The sequence below is a fragment of the Pelosinus fermentans JBW45 genome (assembly GCF_000271665.2).
Classification (GTDB): Bacteria; Bacillota; Negativicutes; order DSM-13327; family DSM-13327; genus Pelosinus; species Pelosinus baikalensis.
In genome coordinates, this window is sequence record NZ_CP010978.1 from 3,513,304 (window position 1) to 3,530,327 (window position 17,024).

Genomic DNA, 17,024 nt, shown 5'->3' on the forward strand with positions numbered 1-17,024 from the left:
CCTTACGATCTTAGGCAACAAATTAGTATTACGCTATTACTTCAATCATTCCATCAGTACGTCTAACATTTTTTTACGATTATTTATAAATTCTTTCATTACGATATAATGCTCTGTTTCTTCGTATGCAATCGCTTCAATCCTATTATTTGCTATTTGTAAAATTGTTGCACCCGGGTATCCCATTATGATAGGCGAATGAGTTGCAATAATGAATTGCGATTGTTGATCCGCCAAGTCATGCATTCTTAAAATCATTGCCATTTGCCTCATGGGAGATAAGGCGGCTTCTGGCTCATCTAATAGGTATAGTCCTTTACCCTTAAATTTATTCATGAAAGTCGCAAAGAAAGCTTCTCCATGAGACTGCTCATGCAATGACTTTCCTCCATAGAAATGACTCACTTGAAGCTCATCAATTTGCGTTGCCAGATTATAAAAGGTTTCTGCACGTAAGAAAAATTCATTCTTAGGTTTTCTTATACCTCGAATTAAACGAATGCATTCATGTAACTGAGAATGAGAATTTCTCGTAGAAAAATTAAAGTTGCGAGTTCCGCCCTCAGGATTAAATCCCCAGGCAATCGCAATTGCCTCTAGCAGTGTAGATTTTCCCGTACCGTTTTCCCCCACAATAAATGTCACCTGTGGGTGAAACTCCAACTCATCTAAATCACGAAAAATTGGCAGAGAAAAGGGATACTGATCAAAGTTTTCTACTTGATCGCGCAATAATTTTATGGAACGCAAATAATGTTCTGTGCTTAATTCATCCATATGAGTCTCCTACTAATTCATTGATTATTTAATTACTATTTTACTGCAGCGAGCTGCCATAATACAACTACATCTAATATCAAATAACATACCCTAGTACCTCATTTTTTAAGAATGATCATACTTAATACTTTTGGCACTATTTTCTCGAAAGCGATCTACTATTAATGGGAGTGATAGCGATAAAAATGGCTATAATAATAGTAAATAATATCATCTTCGGATAATGTTGTTGATGACAAAATAATAATAATAATAATAGGGGTGAAGAACTATGCCTGCAATGAACCGTATTATATGTCCAAGCTGTAATGATGACCATCTTATATTAAAATATGTAGCTACATATGAATATTCATATGTTCTAGATTCAGATGCTCCCGGGCTTAAAAATACGAATGAGCTTCTTCCCCATATGTATGATAAACGCGAACAAAAAGATACGCAGCAATATATAGAATGCAGAACCTGCGGAACCAGCTATCCCTGCTATTTTGATAGATGGAGTGAGAGAATGAATAAGAAAGCGCTGCAAGACGCTGTCAACTCAGCCTACTTGGCAAAGCAGCATCTTGATAATGCCTAATGCCCCCATTGATAAGATCAGTGTTGTTTTGGACATACCTTGAAGGTATCAAGGGACAATAGGCTTCTTTAAGAATACTCCGTAACTAATTGCAGAAACAATCAGTAGTGCAGATCCCACAGCAAAAACATATTCAAACGATCCTGTAGCTTGTACAATAGCTCCCGTAATAATAGGTGCAAGTGCTGCCCCAATAAATCCGCCAAAGTTTTGTATAGACCCTAAGGATGCGACCATATTTTTTGGTGCTACATCTGTAGCAAGCGTCCACATCACACCCGTTGGAAGCGATGCGGAAAAATATCCTAGAGACAATAATGCTACACATGTATTGAGATCTGATACGTAGGGAACAGGGAGTACGGCAATGGCCGCCACTACAGCACCGCAGACAAGAGGGATTTTACGCGCACGAATTGGCGCATAGCCTTTTGTTCTTATAAAATAATCAGAGATAATGCCTCCTAGGGGTACACCAATGATACCAACCAAAAATGGTATCGCAGCAATCCAGCCAGTTTTTAAGATGCTAAGCCCTCGACCAGTTACCAAATAGCCAGGCAGCCAGGTTAAATACACCCACATGGTATAAACCAAACCAAAATTGCCAATTATCATATACCAGGTTGATTTATATTTGAATAAATCGCCCCACTTAACCTCTTTTTCCTTACTTTCAGTAAGGCTTTCCTGGTTATTTTCCTGCTTCTTTTCAACAATTCCCATACTGGTTTCCGGATCACGATAGAATAATAACCATAAGGCCAAAACAACAAATCCAGCAACCCCTACAATAATAAACATGATTTTCCAAGAATATGTCAGCATTAAAAGAGTCAATAACGGTGGTGCAATTCCATTGGCAATTTGCGACCCTGTATTAATAACAGCAATAGGCGTGCCGCGATCTTCTTTAGTAAACCACCTGTCTATCGCCTTAACCCCAGCAGGGAAAAAAGGCGATTCAGAAACACCAAGAAGCATTCTCAACATGTAGAACGAAGAAAAGTTAGTAGTAAAAGCAGATGCTATGGTTACTGCTGACCACAGACCACATGCCCATCCAAACATTTTTTTTGGTCCAAAGCGGTCAACCAGCCAGCCAGCTGGAAGATTCGCCAATGCATATGGCCAAAGAAAGGCTGACATTAATACACCCATTTGCAAGGGAGATAAGTTATATTCTTTGGCTATTAACGGATTTGCTATGGCTAAATTAGAACGATCTAGGTAATTTACAATAGCACCGATTAGAATCAGAACAACAAACCACCATCTTGCATTCTTTTTATTATTAGTTGATTTTACGGTCGGACTAGTCTCCATAAATTCCACAACTCCTTTAAATCTTTTTCATTTCCAATGGTTTTTCAATTAAGGCATTTCATCGAAAAAAGGGTCAAAAAATAAGGGATACCTTTATTTGGCAACCCCTAGTATGAAATTTCAGTAAATCTTGGGATTAGACTGTAAATAGATATTGAATATCTTGGGTGCTGATCGATGCGTTATTATTGTTAAATTGGACTATTTCTATGTTTTCCCACAAACATTGTTTTTCTTGCACTGATTTTATGTAAGTATCCCAATTATCTAGTTTCCATTGGTCTCTGTCGACAGCTCTTTCTATCATTCTAGACTTCAATATAGGAAAGTCCACATGAACTTGAAGCACAACGGTCGTCACATTCTTCCAATCGTAGGTTTCTTTTAGCTGCTCAACATAGCGAACATTTGAAAAATAGCTAATAAACGGTGCATCAATAACGACTGATCTTCCAATTTGAATGTTATCATTTGCAATATCTAATAGTGTTTTATATTCTAGATCCATTATAACATCGCTGTAGAACGCACACTCCCGATCATTAGGGGAATGTCCTTTTAGTTCTAGCAACTGTTTTGTAAATGTATTGCAAACAACATCTTTATCTAAGTAACAGAAATTGAATTGCGATGCTATAATCTTTCCAATAGTAGATTTCCCTGATGCAGGCAAACCTATAAGAAATAATATAGTTGGTTTCAAAAGAAGCTTCTCCTCAGATTTAATATTTATAGGACCAGGTTTTATTTCTTACTCCAATACGCCAATCTGTTCAAACTTGATTAATACTCCATTACTACTTTTGAAAATCCTTTTGCCCGTTCTGTAAATGTTTCAAACTCTCCTGTGGTGATAAGTTTTCGATCTGTAAGTCTTCCACCTATCCCGGCACCTGCAAAACCAAGTTTTAAGTACTCTGGAAGTATTTCTTCCGTAACTCCTCCTGTAGCAATAAGCTTCACATGGCTGATAGGAGCCATAATGTTTTTTATGTAGTCAAATCCAAGGTTTCCTGCTGGGAACAGTTTTACAAAATCCGCTCCTGTGTTATGAGCTGTTAAAATTTCTGATGGTGTCATTGCTCCAGGAATTGAAACAAGTCCTAATTCCTTTGTGTACTTTATAATCTCAACATCAACATTTGGAGAAATAATGTAACTTCCTCCTGCATCTTTTGTCGCTCCTACCTGTTCTTTTGTAAGAACTGTTCCTGCACCGATTTTCATAGAGCTTCCGAAATTTTCAACTAACATACGGATCGCCTCAGCTGTCTTATTAATGCAGTCCGGATCACTTTGGTCAAAGGTCACTTCGACCATATTAATTCCACCTTGATGCAAAGCCCTAACTAAATCAAGCAAATCCTGTCCGTAAAGTCTACGACATATCGTAATTACCTTATGTTTTTGAATAAAATCTACAATTTCTATACTCATTTCCTATTCCCCCTCATATTTATATTAACTTTTTTGTTGTACCCCTATGAATCATTTCTAATTCAAATTTTTTATGCTTTACAAGATTGTTTGGATCAAGATTTTCTTGAACTAATAGCTCCATCGCACTATATGCCATTTCCTCTACCGGCAAATTTACTGTTGATAATTTAGGAATCGTAAAATTTGAAAAGCTTTGATTGTCAAAACCAAAAACCTCACATTCATCCGGTACACGAATGCCGCGATCATGTAAAGCTGAAAGAGCTCCCATAGCAGTCTGATCACATACACAAATCAATCCTGTTGGTACATCACCAGCCTCGATAAGCTTAGCAACTGCATCATATCCACTCTCTTCTGTAAAGGAGCAGTGTCTTATGAGATATTCCTTTCCATCCAGCGCTTCAACAAAACCCGCAAGTTTTTGATCCAATGCTTGCGATGAAAGATTTGATGCCAAAATAACGATTCGTCGATGCTTATTTTCAATAAAATGCTCTGCTACTTTTTTGGCTGTCTCAAAATAACTCGCCCAAACGTATGGATAGGTTGGAGAGGTTCTACTAAAAAGCACAATCGGAACACTTGGCGGAACTTTATGAATATACGCCTCGTCTTCTACTGACGCATTCGCCAAAATTGCACCATTAAATAGGTTTGGGTCATATAATTCTTTTACACCTTGAATACCATTTTCGTTCATCGTCTTTACTAGAAGGTTGATTGTAATCGTTTCAAGGGAAGAAGTAAAATGATGAATCCCTGTTAAAATTCTTCCAATCAACCCAACACGCGCATCGATAGGCCACAAAACAGCTAATGTCAAACTTGTATTTCCACTCTCACTTTGGCGCAAATTGCGCGCAGACATATTGGGCACATACCCTAACGAAAGAGAAGTTTCACGTACCCTTCGAATGGTGTCTTCAGAAAACCGAATTGCTCCTTCTTTTTGGTTAAGAATCAGCGAAGCCGTGGTAATCGACACATTTGCCGCTTTAGCGATACTTTTAAGGGTGATTGCCATAAAAATCTCCTTTTCTGTTTCCTTTTTAAATAGCTTAATTAAATATACTAACGCAATACTGCTCATGAAATGCTCAAACCCACACGTTAAAGATAATCATTAACATTTTAGCATAATACGTCAGCATAGGCTATATCATCACGATTCGTGCATATATCCCTTTTGGTAAGCTATTTAAATAGTATGCACCTCCTTATTTATTAAAAGGTTTCACGTTAAACGTTTTACTAATACAATATATCATTACCATTCCATAAATTCAATCTTTTTTTGTAAATTCATTCTATTTTGATAAATCCATTCTTTTCTTTACAGTATCACAGCAGTATGCGTGTCCTTTAAAATAAATAAAGCGAATAAAGGAACCACAGAGGCACAAAGAACACTGAGAAAAGATAATTAGGGTTAAAAAACTGTGCTTTTGTGGTTCATAAATTCTATAAAAAAAGAGCCCTCAGGCTCTTATTGATCAATTTAGTATTTTTCGAGTGCCCCACGAACAAAATTTAAGACAGAGCATTTCGAAGTATTTTTATTTTCAGTAGGATGCTCAGAACCGCTTATTACAAGGCCACATTGAGGACAGCGGGTAAAAAATTTTTTATCCATCATTCCAACGGGCGTAATATCCACCTTCTCAAACATAGTACTACCACAATAGCACTTGTTCTTGCCCAATTTACCACCTTCTTTATCTTTTTTTTCATGGTATCATGACCACAGCCTTCATTGCAAAATCCCTATTGCTCCAAATATACCGTGACAATCAACTATAGCTTATCCTATCTGCTTTTCCCTCGTTTTATGTCTAATATTAGCAGTATATGCATTCTGTTCCTTCCATACTCCTCTTCCTTCTCTTTTATTTTTCTTTATTAAAAAAAAGCAGACTCTGGTATAGAACCTGAATTCTCTTAAGCAGCGGCTCTATTTTTTTTTCCTCTTGCAGTAAATCTCCCACCAATCTATGCATACGATGTAAATCATCACAATTTATCACAGAAAGCCGCCCTTCACTTTGAAAGATTACTTGTATCTTAGGCCATATGCTTTTTATGACAACGAAGGTTAACGTTAAACTCCCTATGGCGTATAAAAAACCGCCAAATGCCCTAATAAAAAGATATGGTCTAATGAATTCGTTGGTTTCTCCAATACCGAGCCCAATCACGCGCCAGAAATAAACTTGTAGTCCGCCAGCGATTAATAACCCAATCCCCATCGTTAATAATCCGGCATTTAAAGAAATGATCGCACCCCAGCACCAGCGATACATTTTCTTGACAAGTATGATTTCTGTAAATAGGATATGAAAACAGAGCGCTAAAACTAAAAAACCAAATACACCAAATAATGCAAGGTGGGAATGAGCCGATGTAATATAGGTCCCATGTACATATCGGTTTAATGGTGGATAAGCCATGAGAAACCCTAAAAATCCAGCACCAAATATATGGTAAAACATACTGGAACCGATGAGAGACAACGTTATTTTATCCCGATTGGACAAATCAAAAATCTCCTTGAATGTCATCGATTTCACCGTCGTATACAATAATACAATCGCGGGCAGTACTTGCATTGCGCTAAAAGTGCCACCAATCCAAAGCCAATATGATGGTACCCCGATCCAATAATAATGATGCCCTGTTGCCAAAATCCCAGCTAAGATTGCGAATGTAATGTCTAAATATATGGCTGTTTCTACAGCCTGCCGCTTAACCTTTGTCACCTGAATCAGCAAGGCAGCTAATACTCCCGTACCGATAAGCTCCAAAGACATTTCTTCCCATATATGTACCACCATAAATTTAGCGATTTCATCGACTGTCGGGTGAGCATATGATACGATATTCGGCACATAAAAAATGATTAATGTGACACTTCCTGTTACCATGCTAATTAATGTTGCCCTACTCCTAGGCATATCGGAAGCCAGATAGGTCGTAAGCAGATTAAAGCACAGTAGAATCGTACAAGCTGCCGTTGCTAGTTTCAAGGGCCAGATTGCTTCTAGATATTCTCTCCCTTCATTGAAACCGAGCAATAACGATCCTAAGATTAGGCCTAGTGTGCTAGCCAGAATCCAAAAGTTAATCGTTATTAGTTTCAAACTGTAAAATTCCCGCTCCGCCTCTTGGCAAAAAAAGAAATACATGGCGCCAATCATTCCAATCAACGGCCAATAGATACTAACATTCAAATGAAAAGCTCTTCCGGATACAAACGGAATCGGGTTACCAAGGTCGGGAAAGAGAAGATCAATTGCTCCACCCGATGCTACCAACCCTTGTAAGCCAAAAAGGAAGTAGGCAAATAAAGCATATTTATAACTCAGATGCTGAGATCGAAACAACTTTCTAACCCCTTTTCATTACTTTACTCCAGCTTCCTCTTTTTTATCATATACAGGTCTTGGCGGCCAATCCATATTAGGAATTGATTGTAGGAAACGAAAATATGCAGTAATTTCCTCTGCTTCTTCATTACTTAAGTAAATATGTCGTTTTTTCTTTGCTCCACTAAGCAATGGAGGCTGGGTTAAATATGCTCTTAATCCATTGCTTCCAAACTTTTCATATACCTTAGTAAGATCGCCTCCGTAATATCCCCCGTTACCAAATACGGTATGACATTCAATACAAGCTCTTTTCTGAAATACCATTTTACCTTTGACTGCCTCAGAAGGTACATTTTGCAAATTATTACCTGCCATCGAGTCATATATAACAAAAAAGAATAAAGCGATGGAAAGAAATACGGTTGCTAAAAAGATTTTCAAGGGCAACTGCATCGCCGAACTCCTTACTAAACATTTCTTCTTATTATCAATTATGTTGAATGTTTCTATACATGTTTTACTAATAAAATCCAGAAAACAACTTAATGAGTTTTCTACGTTAGCTTCGCCTCTTACCTGTAATATGTTCTACATCAATACGTATCACTGAACATTTATCTTTAAAAGCATCAATTACTTTCAGCCCTTTATCATAATATTCAGGACTAAATTTTCTCACTAATCCCTTTAACATATTAATTTTTTCAGATCCTTCTACCAAAGTCCCTTTTCCAAAAACAATAACACTTTCATAGTTTGCAGTAAAGGAACTAGGCAGCACCTGTGTATATCCAACAACAGTAAAGCACACTTTATCATTGTAAGAAAGATTATCCAGTATATGCCCTTCCAAGTCACAATGCAGATAAATAGCATCATCTAAAATGATATAATGTAATGGCAATCCATAAGGATATCCATCTTTATTCATTGTAGAAAGCACTCCATACTCGCCTTGTCCCAACATCTCCATCGCTTCATCATGAGTTACCTGTTTGTGAATATCACGAATACTTCTCATCGTTTTACCTCCTATATGATCGAAACCTTACATCCTTTGCTATCTTACATTTAAAAAATTTTAACCTGCAGAACCACTAGATTACCTGTACTTTTATTAAAAAAGCCATGTCCTTCTCCCCGCGGAGATAATATGATATCCTTTTCTTTGAGAGTAAATTCTTTACCATTAATCGTGAGTACGCCTTCACCTTCAACAATATAAAAGACTTCGTCCATATCTTTATGGATATGCTCAGGCGTACTCTGCCCAGGGGCATACAATAAAAGTCCTGTATCGAGCTTACTGCCTTCATGGGTAAGAGCTTTACGCACCGATTTTTCATTTGAAAAGTCTAATAACGAATTAACATTTATTTTTTCCATTACAAATCCTCCTAATTTTTTTCATCATCGTTTTACTGCGATTATACTTTTAGAAATCTTCCGTAATTCGTGCGATCCCTCGCTTAATAATCGGGGGAATAAATGTTGCAATGGGAACAGCTAAACTAAGAGCAATCATCCACTCTTTTATCCAATGCACGAGAAAATCTTCAGTTCCACGATTCGCAAGTGTTAAAACAGCGGAAATAATACATGATGTGAAACCTCCCATTAGAAATCCAAATACTATCGTTGTATATTTTTTATTGATCTTCATAATGCCATCCTTTCTTTTTCAACCATAATGTAATTGGCACTACGTATTGCCTACAAGTACATTTGTTACTATAATAAGAGCGAAAGTTACTTTTTGCAATAAGGCACTATTTCGTTCAATACAAACGGGATGGTAAGTATTATTGAATTTACTGGAGGCTGACACTTTGGATATGAAACTCTGTCCTATCGAAGAAGCAATCAACTTAATAGGACATAAATGGAAAGTCCTTATTATAAGAAACTTACTAACTACAGATCATCAACGCTTTGGCTGCCTGCAGAAAGGAATAAACGGAATCAGTCAAAAAATGCTTACACAACAACTTCGGCAACTGGAAAACGATGGACTGATTTCCCGCAAGGTCTTTGCTGAAGTTCCCCCAAAGGTTGAATATTCTTTGACTGATCTTGGAAGAAGTCTTCAGCCAATCTTAGAATCCATAAGTACTTGGGGAAAAGGATATTTAGAAACCAAAGGAACGGATTCGAAAGATTTTATTAATGACTAAATTAGTATCTCTCGTCCTCCGCTATTTAATCACCCTGAAAGACAAATAGCCCCCTTCGTGTCTTTGCATTTCTTCGTGATCTAAAATATTTACAGCAACTGCCTAAATACGATACAATAACTATGTGTACTAAGAATGGAGGTGGATTCATGTTTAATATTGAAGAGATTCAAAGTTTGAATGAGCTTGAATTGTCTTTATATGACTATGTCAGCAAAAGTAAAGATAAGGTTATATACATGAGAATTCGAGATCTTGCTAATGAAGCACATGTTTCCACCACCACGATTTTAAGGTTTTGCCGTAAGATGCACTGTGTTGGGTTCTCTGAGTTCAAAGTTAAACTGAAGATTTATCTTCAAGATCAAAGACCGAAAAAAATATCTGATGATAAGACTATCTTTTTGGAGTTTATGGATAGGGTTTCAACCCCGATCTTCCAAGTGAGTATAAATAAAGCATGCCAAATGATATATAATGCTAGTAATGTGATCTTTGTTGGGATCGGTAGTTCAGGTATATTAGCGTCATATGGCGCGCGTCACTTTTCTGCTTTAGATAAATTCTCTGTATATATAGACGATCCATTCTACCCGATTGTCGGGAGAGACCTTGAGAATAGTGTATCGGTTATTTTTTCCGTTTCAGGTGAGACTACTGAGCCCATTCGACAGGCAAATATGCTTAAGAATAAAAAGAGTCAAATTATCAGTATCACCAATAGTAAAAATTGTACTTTGGCTAAAATAGCTGACTTATCTATATCCTATTATATCCAAACAGCAAGAACCATTAGCAGTGACGTAACGACTCAATTGCCAGTATTATTTATTATTGAAACAATTGCCAAAAAAGTGCACAATATGGCACTTACTCCCTCCTCTAACTACTGAAGATAGTAGCTTTTCTCAAAGAGAGCTACTATCTTTTTTTGCTTTCCAATATAACAGAGTGTTTTTTTCATGTAACAAATTTCCTTTATAATGACATGTTCCCTTTCTTAGAGAATGCATTTACTAATATTCAGAATAATTTTATAATTATATATATCCCAAATAAAGCAAATTTTAACTAAATAACCGCCGTCAGGAAGGAGCTGGAAAGATGATGAGAATAGTAGTAACTAGAAAACAGTATGGAGGAAAAAGGAATGAAAAGAATAATTAGCACAATCATTAAAGTTTGCATGCTTTCAATCCTAGCATTGAGTATGGTGCTACCTGTACTTGCAGCTCCTATAAATATAGCAGGCGCCAGAATCCATGTAGACCAGGTGGGATATTTGCCCCAATATCCTAAAGTTGCGGTTATTGTAGCAGGCAAGGGTGCAAAGGAATTTAAAGTAGTCAATACTGCTACTAATGAGATTGTCTATAAAGGAAATTTGTCAGCGCCGCGTATCGATGTCTCTTCCAACGATACCGTAAGACAAGCGGATTTCTCGGCAGTAACTACCCCCGGTACCTATATGGTGACAGTAGATGGGATTGGTTGTTCTTACAACTTTAAAATTGCAGATAATGTCTATAATATCCCCTTCATACATACATTGCGGTCTTTTACGCTAGCACGAAGTAATACCGCAATCAATGATCCGATAACCGGTCTAAATAATGCAGCAGGACATGAAAAATATAAGACTGCAAAAGTATTTTTTACTGACGAAGTCAGCACTGCTGGACAGATTTTGGATGTAAGCGGCGGCTGGTATGATGCAGGTGATTACGGCAAGTATACCCCGACAGCCGGAGTTACAGTAGCCAATATTTTACTGGCATATGAAGCTCAGCCAGAAAAATTTAATAAAGGGCAAATGTTTTTCCCTGAAAGTCTATCAACTGTAGATACAGCCTCGAATATGCCTGATGTACTGGTAGAAATGAAGGTTGAGCTTGATTGGATGCTAAAAATGCAGCGCCCAGATGGTGGTGTCTATCTTAAAACATCAGGAAGATATTGGCCTGAATTAAAAACTAAACCTGTAGAAGATGTGCAGAATCGGTATATCTATGGTCTTTCCACATATGGTACGGCTATCTTTGGCGCTACTAATGCTATGGCTGCCCGCATCTACGAACAGTATGACCCCCAATATGCAGCGACACTATTGACTTCCGCTCAAAAAGCCTTTGCCTTTCTAGAAAGCCATCCTGAGCCCATCTTTCGCGTTGATGCAAATCAGAACACAGGTTCAGGTCCTTATGACAAAACAAATGAGAACGGACAACGTAGCTGGCTTCAAGCTATAGGAAAAGAGTACTCTAATGTTAAAATGACAGCTGATGCTGATGATCGTATATGGATTGCTGCAGAATTATTTAAGACAACAGGCAATGCAACATATGAACAATTCTTACAGCAAAAATATTCCGATATACTTACAGTCAAACCTGACGCCTTTTCTTGGATGAATACACTAGCCTTCGGACAATGGGCTTATCTTACCAATAAGCATGCAGATGAAACGTTAAAAATCAAGGTAAAGGAAGCCTTTCTTAGTTACGCGGATGCTACAGTAAAACAAATTGCTGCCGATGGTTATGCTTGTTCCTTACGAAGTGATGAATACACCTGGGCATCTAGCCGAATTGCGATAGCAAAGGGCAATATGCTGGTGCTGGCTTATCAGATCGAACCTAAAATAGAGTATTTATATGGCGCAATGGATCAGGTACATTATATATTGGGCAGAAATACTAATGGGACCAGTTACTTAACGGGTGCTGGCACCAAGACACCACAGAACGTGCATAATAGAATCCATGAAAGTACGGGTATTAAAGTTCCAGGGCAACTTGTCGGTGGACCGAATAACTGGCCAGGCGGAGATCCAATCCAGGTAAAAGCAATCTCAACCAGTAAGATGCCTCCTGCTAAAGTGTATTTTGATGTAAGCGGCTCTTATTCCACGAACGAATATGCAATTGATTATACTGCACCAGTAACGTATATATTATCTTATTTCTCCAGAATTGATGACAAATTAACGCAGGAAGATCTCAAACTCAAGTCTGAGAATTAAGGTGATAGTAAAGAAGGATCATCTATTGATTCGTTCTTTCGTGTTCTCTATAAAAAGCAAGGAGGAAAAACGATGAGAAAAAAATTAGTATTTACTTTCGTGATGGCATTTATGGTTAGCATCTTCAGTACTGCTTTTGCAGCGGAGGCTATTACCGTAAAAGGTTCAGGCAGTGTAGACAAAAACTATATTAGCTGCTTCGCAGGTCAGAAACCATTTTCAGACGGAGCATCTGTAATCAAGCCAGTGGTCGACTCCAAAGGTGTATTGACTATAAAGTATGAATTACAAAAAGGCGGCTGGTTAGGAGCGACTTGTGAACAATTCCAGGAAGATTGGTCCAATTTTACTGGCTTACAATTTAGTATTGCAGGTGGGACTGGCAACAAAATCAGACTCGAATTATCCGACGGAAATGGTGTTTCATACGAATTCATCTTCGTAGATGATTCCGCGAAGGGCAAGCTAGTTACCGTTCCGTTCAAAGACTTCAAAGTTAGAACTGATTATCAACCGGCTGAAGCAGATACGGATAACCCCTTTTCATTGACTCCTGTACGAACTCTAAATATTTCACCTCTTAGCGGTAAAGGCACACTGATCTTCTCTAACATGAAACTCTATAAATAGCACTACTATAAGAGGCTGTTCTTTGCAGAACAGCCTCTTATATTGTCAGATTTACTTGCCCTCTATAAGGAATTGATTAAAATCACTTCAATATTCTACAATCCCTATATTTATGATAATCTCATGCTAATGTCAGCTGCCTTTACCGAATGAGTCAGCTCGCCGCTTGAAATAATATCTACTCCAGCAGCAGCCAGCTCCGATACTCTTTCTAGAACCACATTTCCTGAAACCTCAACTAAAGCTTTCCCATCAATCATCTTTACAGCCTGCTCAATCATCTGAATGTGCATATTATCCAGCATTATAATATCTACACCCACTGACAAAGCTTCTTGTACCTGCTGCAAATTTTCAACTTCTACTTCTATTTTCCTAAAAAACGCACCTTGGCTGCGCACACGTTGTACTGCTGTAGAAATACCTCCTGCAGCCTGAATATGATTATCCTTTATTAATACCATAGAGTCCAACCCATAACGGTGATTTTTCCCACCACCAACCGTTACAGCATATTTCTCCAACATACGTAAGCCAGGTGTAGTTTTACGTGTGTCCACGATAACTGCAGGAAAGTCATTTACAGCCTCGACATAACGCCTCGTATGAGTTGCTATCCCTGACATTCGCTGCAGCAAATTAAGAGCAACTCGTTCTCCCGCTAATAAGGAGCGAGTATTTCCTGCCATACTTGCTATTTTTTCTCCTGCCGGAACTGCTGTACCGTCTGCATAATAGGGATTAATCTGAATCTGAGAATCCAGCAAGGCAAAAACTTGGGTAAAGACTTGCATTCCTGCTAAAACGAGATTTTGCTTCGCCAGAAGAAATCCTTGGGATATATGATCCTCAGGGAAAATAGCTTCGCTGGTAATATCGCCAAAGCCGATATCTTCCAATAAAGATCTGCGCAGCAGATCATCTAATGCTAACTTGTTCATGTAAGACACTCCCTTTTCCCCATTGCTGAACCACATGCTTAGAAAAATCCGCATCTTTTTTTTCAGGGTAATCCTCGCGATAATGTGTCCCTCTACTCTCACACCTCAGCAACGCTGCTTTTAGTACTAATTCCGCCAACTGACAAGCATTATACCCCTGATACCCCTGAATACTACTAACATAAGAACTATCGCTATTCTCTTCTTGCTGCAACTCTATCAGCACCGAACGCATAGAATCACCGTTGCGTACCACCCCTGCTACTCTATCCAAAGTGATTCCTAACTTCTTAGTATCACACCGATGACGCAATATTGTGCCGTCAATCATGGCTTTCCTGCTAATTAGAGAATGATTTACAGGAAATCCTTGATTAATAGCCTGAGCCACTCTCCGTCCAAAGACAACACCCTCCAGCAATGAATTGCTGGCAAGCCGGTTTGCACCATGCAAACCTGTAGCTGCCACTTCCCCACAGGCAAATAAACATGGCAATGTCGTCTGCCCCCAAAGATTCGTAGCGATACCGCCAATAGTATAATGAGCTGCTGGTGCTATGGGTATTAAATCTTTTTCCATATAATAACCATTTCCTAGCAATTCCCCATAGACCTGCCGAAAGCGATCCATTAAAAATTCTTTTCCAAGATGCCGAGCATCTAGGAATACAACCTCTTGCTTAGCAGACTGCAGCTCCGTAACAATGGCGCGAGAAACTTCATCCCGGGGAGCCAGTTCACCGTCCCCATGATACGAAAACATAAATCGCTCCCCTGCTGCATTACGCAGTATGGCTCCTTCCCCTCGGAGCGCTTCTGTTAATAAAAATATATCCCCTGATAATGTTGCAAAGGACGTCGGATGAAACTGAACAAATTCCATATCCGCAATGGCAGCTCCAGCTCGATATGCCGCAGCAATTCCATCACCATTTGCCGCAATGCTATTGGTAGAACGGGCAAATAAACCGCTATAGCCACCTGTAGCCATTACAACAGCGTGGGCACGAAGCGTTACTAACTTTCCAGAATGTAGAACAATACAACCATAACACTGATCATTCTGCGTCAAAAGATCGACGACAAAACAATGATCAAGCATATCTATATGTTCCTGCATTTGAATTTGTTTTGCCATCGTCTCTGCAATATGCCGCCCTGTTGAATCATAGTAATGTACAATTCGGTGGTGCGAATGACCTGCTTCTTTACCCAAATACAGCCCGTCTTCCCCCCGGTTGAAATCAGTACCTAAAGACTGTAAGAAATCTAGTGCATTCGGCGATTCTCTAATCGTGGTCTCCACTGCTGGCTCATGGCATAGGCCTCTGCCTACTCGCATTGTATCAGCAATGTGTTCTTCTAAGCTATCATCAGCCCCTAAAGAAATCGCCATCCCTCCTTGGGCTTTATAAGTACTGCTTTCCTCAAGATGCTCCTTACTAACAAGGGCTACCTTAAACTTAGGATCTAAAGACAGGGCAACTGTCATGCCTGCAATTCCTGCACCAATGATGATAACATCATAATGCCTGTCATCTAACTCAGCAATATTTATCTTGGGTGATACAATATAGCTTCGTTCTGCCATCACACTACCTCCAACATTCTTTGCAAGGTGAGCTGTGCGCGTAAAGCATATTCTGACTCCACATGAATTTCATATTGCTGATCTTGCAATGCTCGATAGACACTTTCTAGTCTAGTCTTTTTCATATTGGGACATACCAACCCTGGATGCAGTAAGAAAAATTGTTTATTAGGCATAGTCTCTTTCAGCGTACATACAACTCCCATTTCGGTGCCAATCACAAATGTGCTTTCCTCAGAGAGTTGTGCATAACGAATAATCTCGGATGTACTGCCAACAAAGTCAGCTAAAGCAGCTACTGCCGGATTGCACTCCGGATGAATTAAAATTTTTGCTGTAGGATATAACTCTCGAACCTGATTCACATCTTTGGGTTGTACTTTGGCATGGGTAACACAGTGACCTTTCCAAAGAATTAACTCCTTGTCCGACACTTGCTTGGCAACATAATCACCCAAATTCTCATCGGGAACGAAAATGACCTTTCGATCAGGCAAAGAGGCAACAATTTTAACTGCATTAGCCGAAGTACAGCATATATCACTCTCAGCCTTTACCTCTGCTGATGAATTAATATAGCAGACGACTGGTACACCAGGATGCTGAGATTTTAAAATGCGCAATCCTTCCGCTGTAATCATTTCTGCTAATGGACAGCCAGCATCCTTTTCTGGTAATAATACGGTTTTTGTTGGCGATACGATTTTGGCTGTTTCCGCCATAAAGCGAACACCACAAAATACAATTACATCCTGTTGGCTATTGGCTGCCAATTTACTTAAATAAAAAGAATCTCCGACATAGTCTGCAACCTTTTGCACCTCTTCTAATTGATAATTATGTGCTAAAATCACCGCATTACGTTCCTGTTTCAAACGCTGAATCTCCCTTGTTAACTCCAGCAATATTTTCACTCCTTATTCCCTAATTTATAATCTACCTTCTGTACTTCTTTTCATATTAAATCTAGATACCTACTAATTACTCAATTCAGGTAAAATCAGTCAGTCGTCCAGTTTAAGTCTTCTTCACCTCATTGTAATCTATCGTCTTTATTTATGTCAATACAGCTGCAAAGACACCAATGCAAAAAAAATATCTAGATACTCTAAAAAAAGCCCCATACATCTAGAATCGTTTCTAATCGATTTTAAATGCATGGGGACTTT

19 protein-coding genes are annotated in these 17,024 nt (G+C 38.6%); 5 read left to right on the forward strand and 14 right to left on the reverse strand.

Features of this window, described 5'->3' with window-relative positions; genetic code table 11:
* Positions 1–45 precede the first annotated feature (45 nt).
* Entirely contained in the window at positions 46–777 is a 732-nt protein-coding gene (locus JBW_RS15635; protein ID WP_007958096.1) for an AAA family ATPase, read from the reverse strand.
* Positions 778–1,051: 274 nt separating this feature from the next.
* On the opposite strand from JBW_RS15635, the gene JBW_RS15640 reads away from it, so the two are divergent.
* Positions 1,052–1,363: a hypothetical protein gene (locus JBW_RS15640; RefSeq protein WP_007958098.1), complete on the forward strand. Its 312-nt coding sequence runs from the start codon at positions 1,052–1,054 to the stop codon at positions 1,361–1,363.
* Between the two features lie 48 nt (positions 1,364–1,411).
* On the opposite strand, the gene JBW_RS15645 is transcribed toward JBW_RS15640, so the two are convergent.
* The 10 genes from JBW_RS15645 to JBW_RS15690 all read right to left on the reverse strand — a co-directional run bounded on the left by JBW_RS15645 (position 1,412) and on the right by JBW_RS15690 (position 9,160).
* Positions 1,412–2,689 (reverse strand): MFS transporter, encoded by a 1,278-nt coding sequence (locus tag JBW_RS15645; RefSeq protein ID WP_007958103.1) that lies wholly within the window; start codon positions 2,687–2,689, stop codon positions 1,412–1,414.
* Positions 2,690–2,825: 136 nt separating this feature from the next.
* Positions 2,826–3,392, reverse strand: coding sequence for an AAA family ATPase (locus JBW_RS15650; protein ID WP_007958104.1), 567 nt, complete (start codon positions 3,390–3,392; stop codon positions 2,826–2,828).
* A gap of 80 nt (positions 3,393–3,472) precedes the next feature.
* Positions 3,473–4,126 carry a bifunctional 4-hydroxy-2-oxoglutarate aldolase/2-dehydro-3-deoxy-phosphogluconate aldolase gene (locus JBW_RS15655; protein WP_007958106.1) on the reverse strand — a complete coding sequence of 218 codons (654 nt, stop codon included), beginning with the start codon at positions 4,124–4,126 and terminating at the stop codon, positions 3,473–3,475.
* Positions 4,127–4,145: 19 nt separating this feature from the next.
* The gene (locus JBW_RS15660; protein WP_158453466.1) at positions 4,146–5,156 is read right to left on the reverse strand and encodes a LacI family DNA-binding transcriptional regulator; all 1,011 of its coding nucleotides are present in this window, start codon (positions 5,154–5,156) and stop codon (positions 4,146–4,148) included.
* A 474-nt stretch (positions 5,157–5,630) separates the two neighbouring features.
* Positions 5,631–5,801 (reverse strand): hypothetical protein, encoded by a 171-nt coding sequence (locus JBW_RS15665; RefSeq protein WP_235333825.1) that lies wholly within the window; start codon positions 5,799–5,801, stop codon positions 5,631–5,633.
* A gap of 217 nt (positions 5,802–6,018) precedes the next feature.
* Entirely contained in the window at positions 6,019–7,512 is a 1,494-nt protein-coding gene (locus JBW_RS15670) for a cbb3-type cytochrome c oxidase subunit I (RefSeq protein WP_007958111.1), read from the reverse strand.
* A gap of 18 nt (positions 7,513–7,530) precedes the next feature.
* On the reverse strand, positions 7,531–7,950 hold the full coding sequence (locus JBW_RS15675; RefSeq protein ID WP_007958113.1) for a c-type cytochrome: 420 nt from the start codon (positions 7,948–7,950) through the stop codon (positions 7,531–7,533).
* Positions 7,951–8,056: 106 nt separating this feature from the next.
* A complete protein-coding gene (locus JBW_RS15680) occupies positions 8,057–8,518 on the reverse strand; it encodes a pyridoxamine 5'-phosphate oxidase family protein (RefSeq protein WP_007958114.1) in 462 nt (153 codons plus the stop codon).
* Positions 8,519–8,568: 50 nt separating this feature from the next.
* Positions 8,569–8,883, reverse strand: coding sequence for a cupin domain-containing protein (locus tag JBW_RS15685; RefSeq protein ID WP_007958116.1), 315 nt, complete (start codon positions 8,881–8,883; stop codon positions 8,569–8,571).
* A gap of 49 nt (positions 8,884–8,932) precedes the next feature.
* Positions 8,933–9,160: a DUF2798 domain-containing protein gene (locus JBW_RS15690; RefSeq protein ID WP_007958118.1), complete on the reverse strand. Its 228-nt coding sequence runs from the start codon at positions 9,158–9,160 to the stop codon at positions 8,933–8,935.
* Between the two features lie 166 nt (positions 9,161–9,326).
* Here JBW_RS15690 and JBW_RS15695 point away from each other — a divergent pair, with 166 nt between their 5' ends.
* The 4 genes from JBW_RS15695 to JBW_RS15710 all read left to right on the forward strand — a co-directional run bounded on the left by JBW_RS15695 (position 9,327) and on the right by JBW_RS15710 (position 13,323).
* A complete protein-coding gene (locus JBW_RS15695) occupies positions 9,327–9,671 on the forward strand; it encodes a winged helix-turn-helix transcriptional regulator (RefSeq protein ID WP_007958126.1) in 345 nt (114 codons plus the stop codon).
* Between the two features lie 149 nt (positions 9,672–9,820).
* Positions 9,821–10,564: a MurR/RpiR family transcriptional regulator gene (locus JBW_RS15700; protein ID WP_007958128.1), complete on the forward strand. Its 744-nt coding sequence runs from the start codon at positions 9,821–9,823 to the stop codon at positions 10,562–10,564.
* Between the two features lie 257 nt (positions 10,565–10,821).
* Positions 10,822–12,693 carry a glycoside hydrolase family 9 protein gene (locus JBW_RS15705; RefSeq protein ID WP_007958131.1) on the forward strand — a complete coding sequence of 624 codons (1,872 nt, stop codon included), beginning with the start codon at positions 10,822–10,824 and terminating at the stop codon, positions 12,691–12,693.
* Between the two features lie 72 nt (positions 12,694–12,765).
* Positions 12,766–13,323: a carbohydrate binding domain-containing protein gene (locus tag JBW_RS15710; protein WP_007958140.1), complete on the forward strand. Its 558-nt coding sequence runs from the start codon at positions 12,766–12,768 to the stop codon at positions 13,321–13,323.
* A gap of 110 nt (positions 13,324–13,433) precedes the next feature.
* Here the strand turns inward: JBW_RS15710 and nadC are convergent, their stop codons facing one another.
* The 3 genes from nadC to nadA are packed head-to-tail and all read right to left on the reverse strand — an operon-like array spanning position 13,434 to position 16,760.
* Entirely contained in the window at positions 13,434–14,264 is an 831-nt protein-coding gene (gene nadC, locus JBW_RS15715; RefSeq protein ID WP_007958142.1) for a carboxylating nicotinate-nucleotide diphosphorylase, read from the reverse strand.
* Positions 14,242–15,855 (reverse strand): L-aspartate oxidase, encoded by a 1,614-nt coding sequence (gene nadB, locus JBW_RS15720; RefSeq protein WP_007958145.1) that lies wholly within the window; start codon positions 15,853–15,855, stop codon positions 14,242–14,244. The genes nadC and nadB overlap by 23 nt, the downstream gene beginning before the upstream one ends.
* Entirely contained in the window at positions 15,855–16,760 is a 906-nt protein-coding gene (gene nadA / locus JBW_RS15725) for a quinolinate synthase NadA (protein ID WP_007958148.1), read from the reverse strand. Before nadA ends, nadB begins: the two co-directional genes overlap by 1 nt.
* Positions 16,761–17,024: the final 264 nt, after the last annotated feature.

What these genes read in the sequence shown, in the direction of transcription:
- nadB (WP_007958145.1), bottom strand. Translation starts at nt 15,855, where the DNA reads ATGGCAGAACGAAGCTATATTGTATCACCCAAGATAAATATTGCTGAG.
- JBW_RS15690 (WP_007958118.1), bottom strand. Translation starts at nt 9,160, where the DNA reads ATGAAGATCAATAAAAAATATACAACGATAGTATTTGGATTTCTAATG.
- JBW_RS15705 (WP_007958131.1), top strand. Translation starts at nt 10,822, where the DNA reads ATGAAAAGAATAATTAGCACAATCATTAAAGTTTGCATGCTTTCAATC.
- JBW_RS15680 (WP_007958114.1), bottom strand. Translation starts at nt 8,518, where the DNA reads ATGAGAAGTATTCGTGATATTCACAAACAGGTAACTCATGATGAAGCG.
- JBW_RS15635 (WP_007958096.1), bottom strand. Translation starts at nt 777, where the DNA reads ATGGATGAATTAAGCACAGAACATTATTTGCGTTCCATAAAATTATTG.
- JBW_RS15640 (WP_007958098.1), top strand. Translation starts at nt 1,052, where the DNA reads ATGCCTGCAATGAACCGTATTATATGTCCAAGCTGTAATGATGACCAT.
- JBW_RS15645 (WP_007958103.1), bottom strand. Translation starts at nt 2,689, where the DNA reads ATGGAGACTAGTCCGACCGTAAAATCAACTAATAATAAAAAGAATGCA.
- JBW_RS15675 (WP_007958113.1), bottom strand. Translation starts at nt 7,950, where the DNA reads ATGCAGTTGCCCTTGAAAATCTTTTTAGCAACCGTATTTCTTTCCATC.
- JBW_RS15700 (WP_007958128.1), top strand. Translation starts at nt 9,821, where the DNA reads ATGTTTAATATTGAAGAGATTCAAAGTTTGAATGAGCTTGAATTGTCT.
- JBW_RS15685 (WP_007958116.1), bottom strand. Translation starts at nt 8,883, where the DNA reads ATGGAAAAAATAAATGTTAATTCGTTATTAGACTTTTCAAATGAAAAA.
- JBW_RS15665 (WP_235333825.1), bottom strand. Translation starts at nt 5,801, where the DNA reads ATGTTTGAGAAGGTGGATATTACGCCCGTTGGAATGATGGATAAAAAA.
- JBW_RS15655 (WP_007958106.1), bottom strand. Translation starts at nt 4,126, where the DNA reads ATGAGTATAGAAATTGTAGATTTTATTCAAAAACATAAGGTAATTACG.
- nadC (WP_007958142.1), bottom strand. Translation starts at nt 14,264, where the DNA reads ATGAACAAGTTAGCATTAGATGATCTGCTGCGCAGATCTTTATTGGAA.
- JBW_RS15660 (WP_158453466.1), bottom strand. Translation starts at nt 5,156, where the DNA reads ATGGCAATCACCCTTAAAAGTATCGCTAAAGCGGCAAATGTGTCGATT.
- JBW_RS15710 (WP_007958140.1), top strand. Translation starts at nt 12,766, where the DNA reads ATGAGAAAAAAATTAGTATTTACTTTCGTGATGGCATTTATGGTTAGC.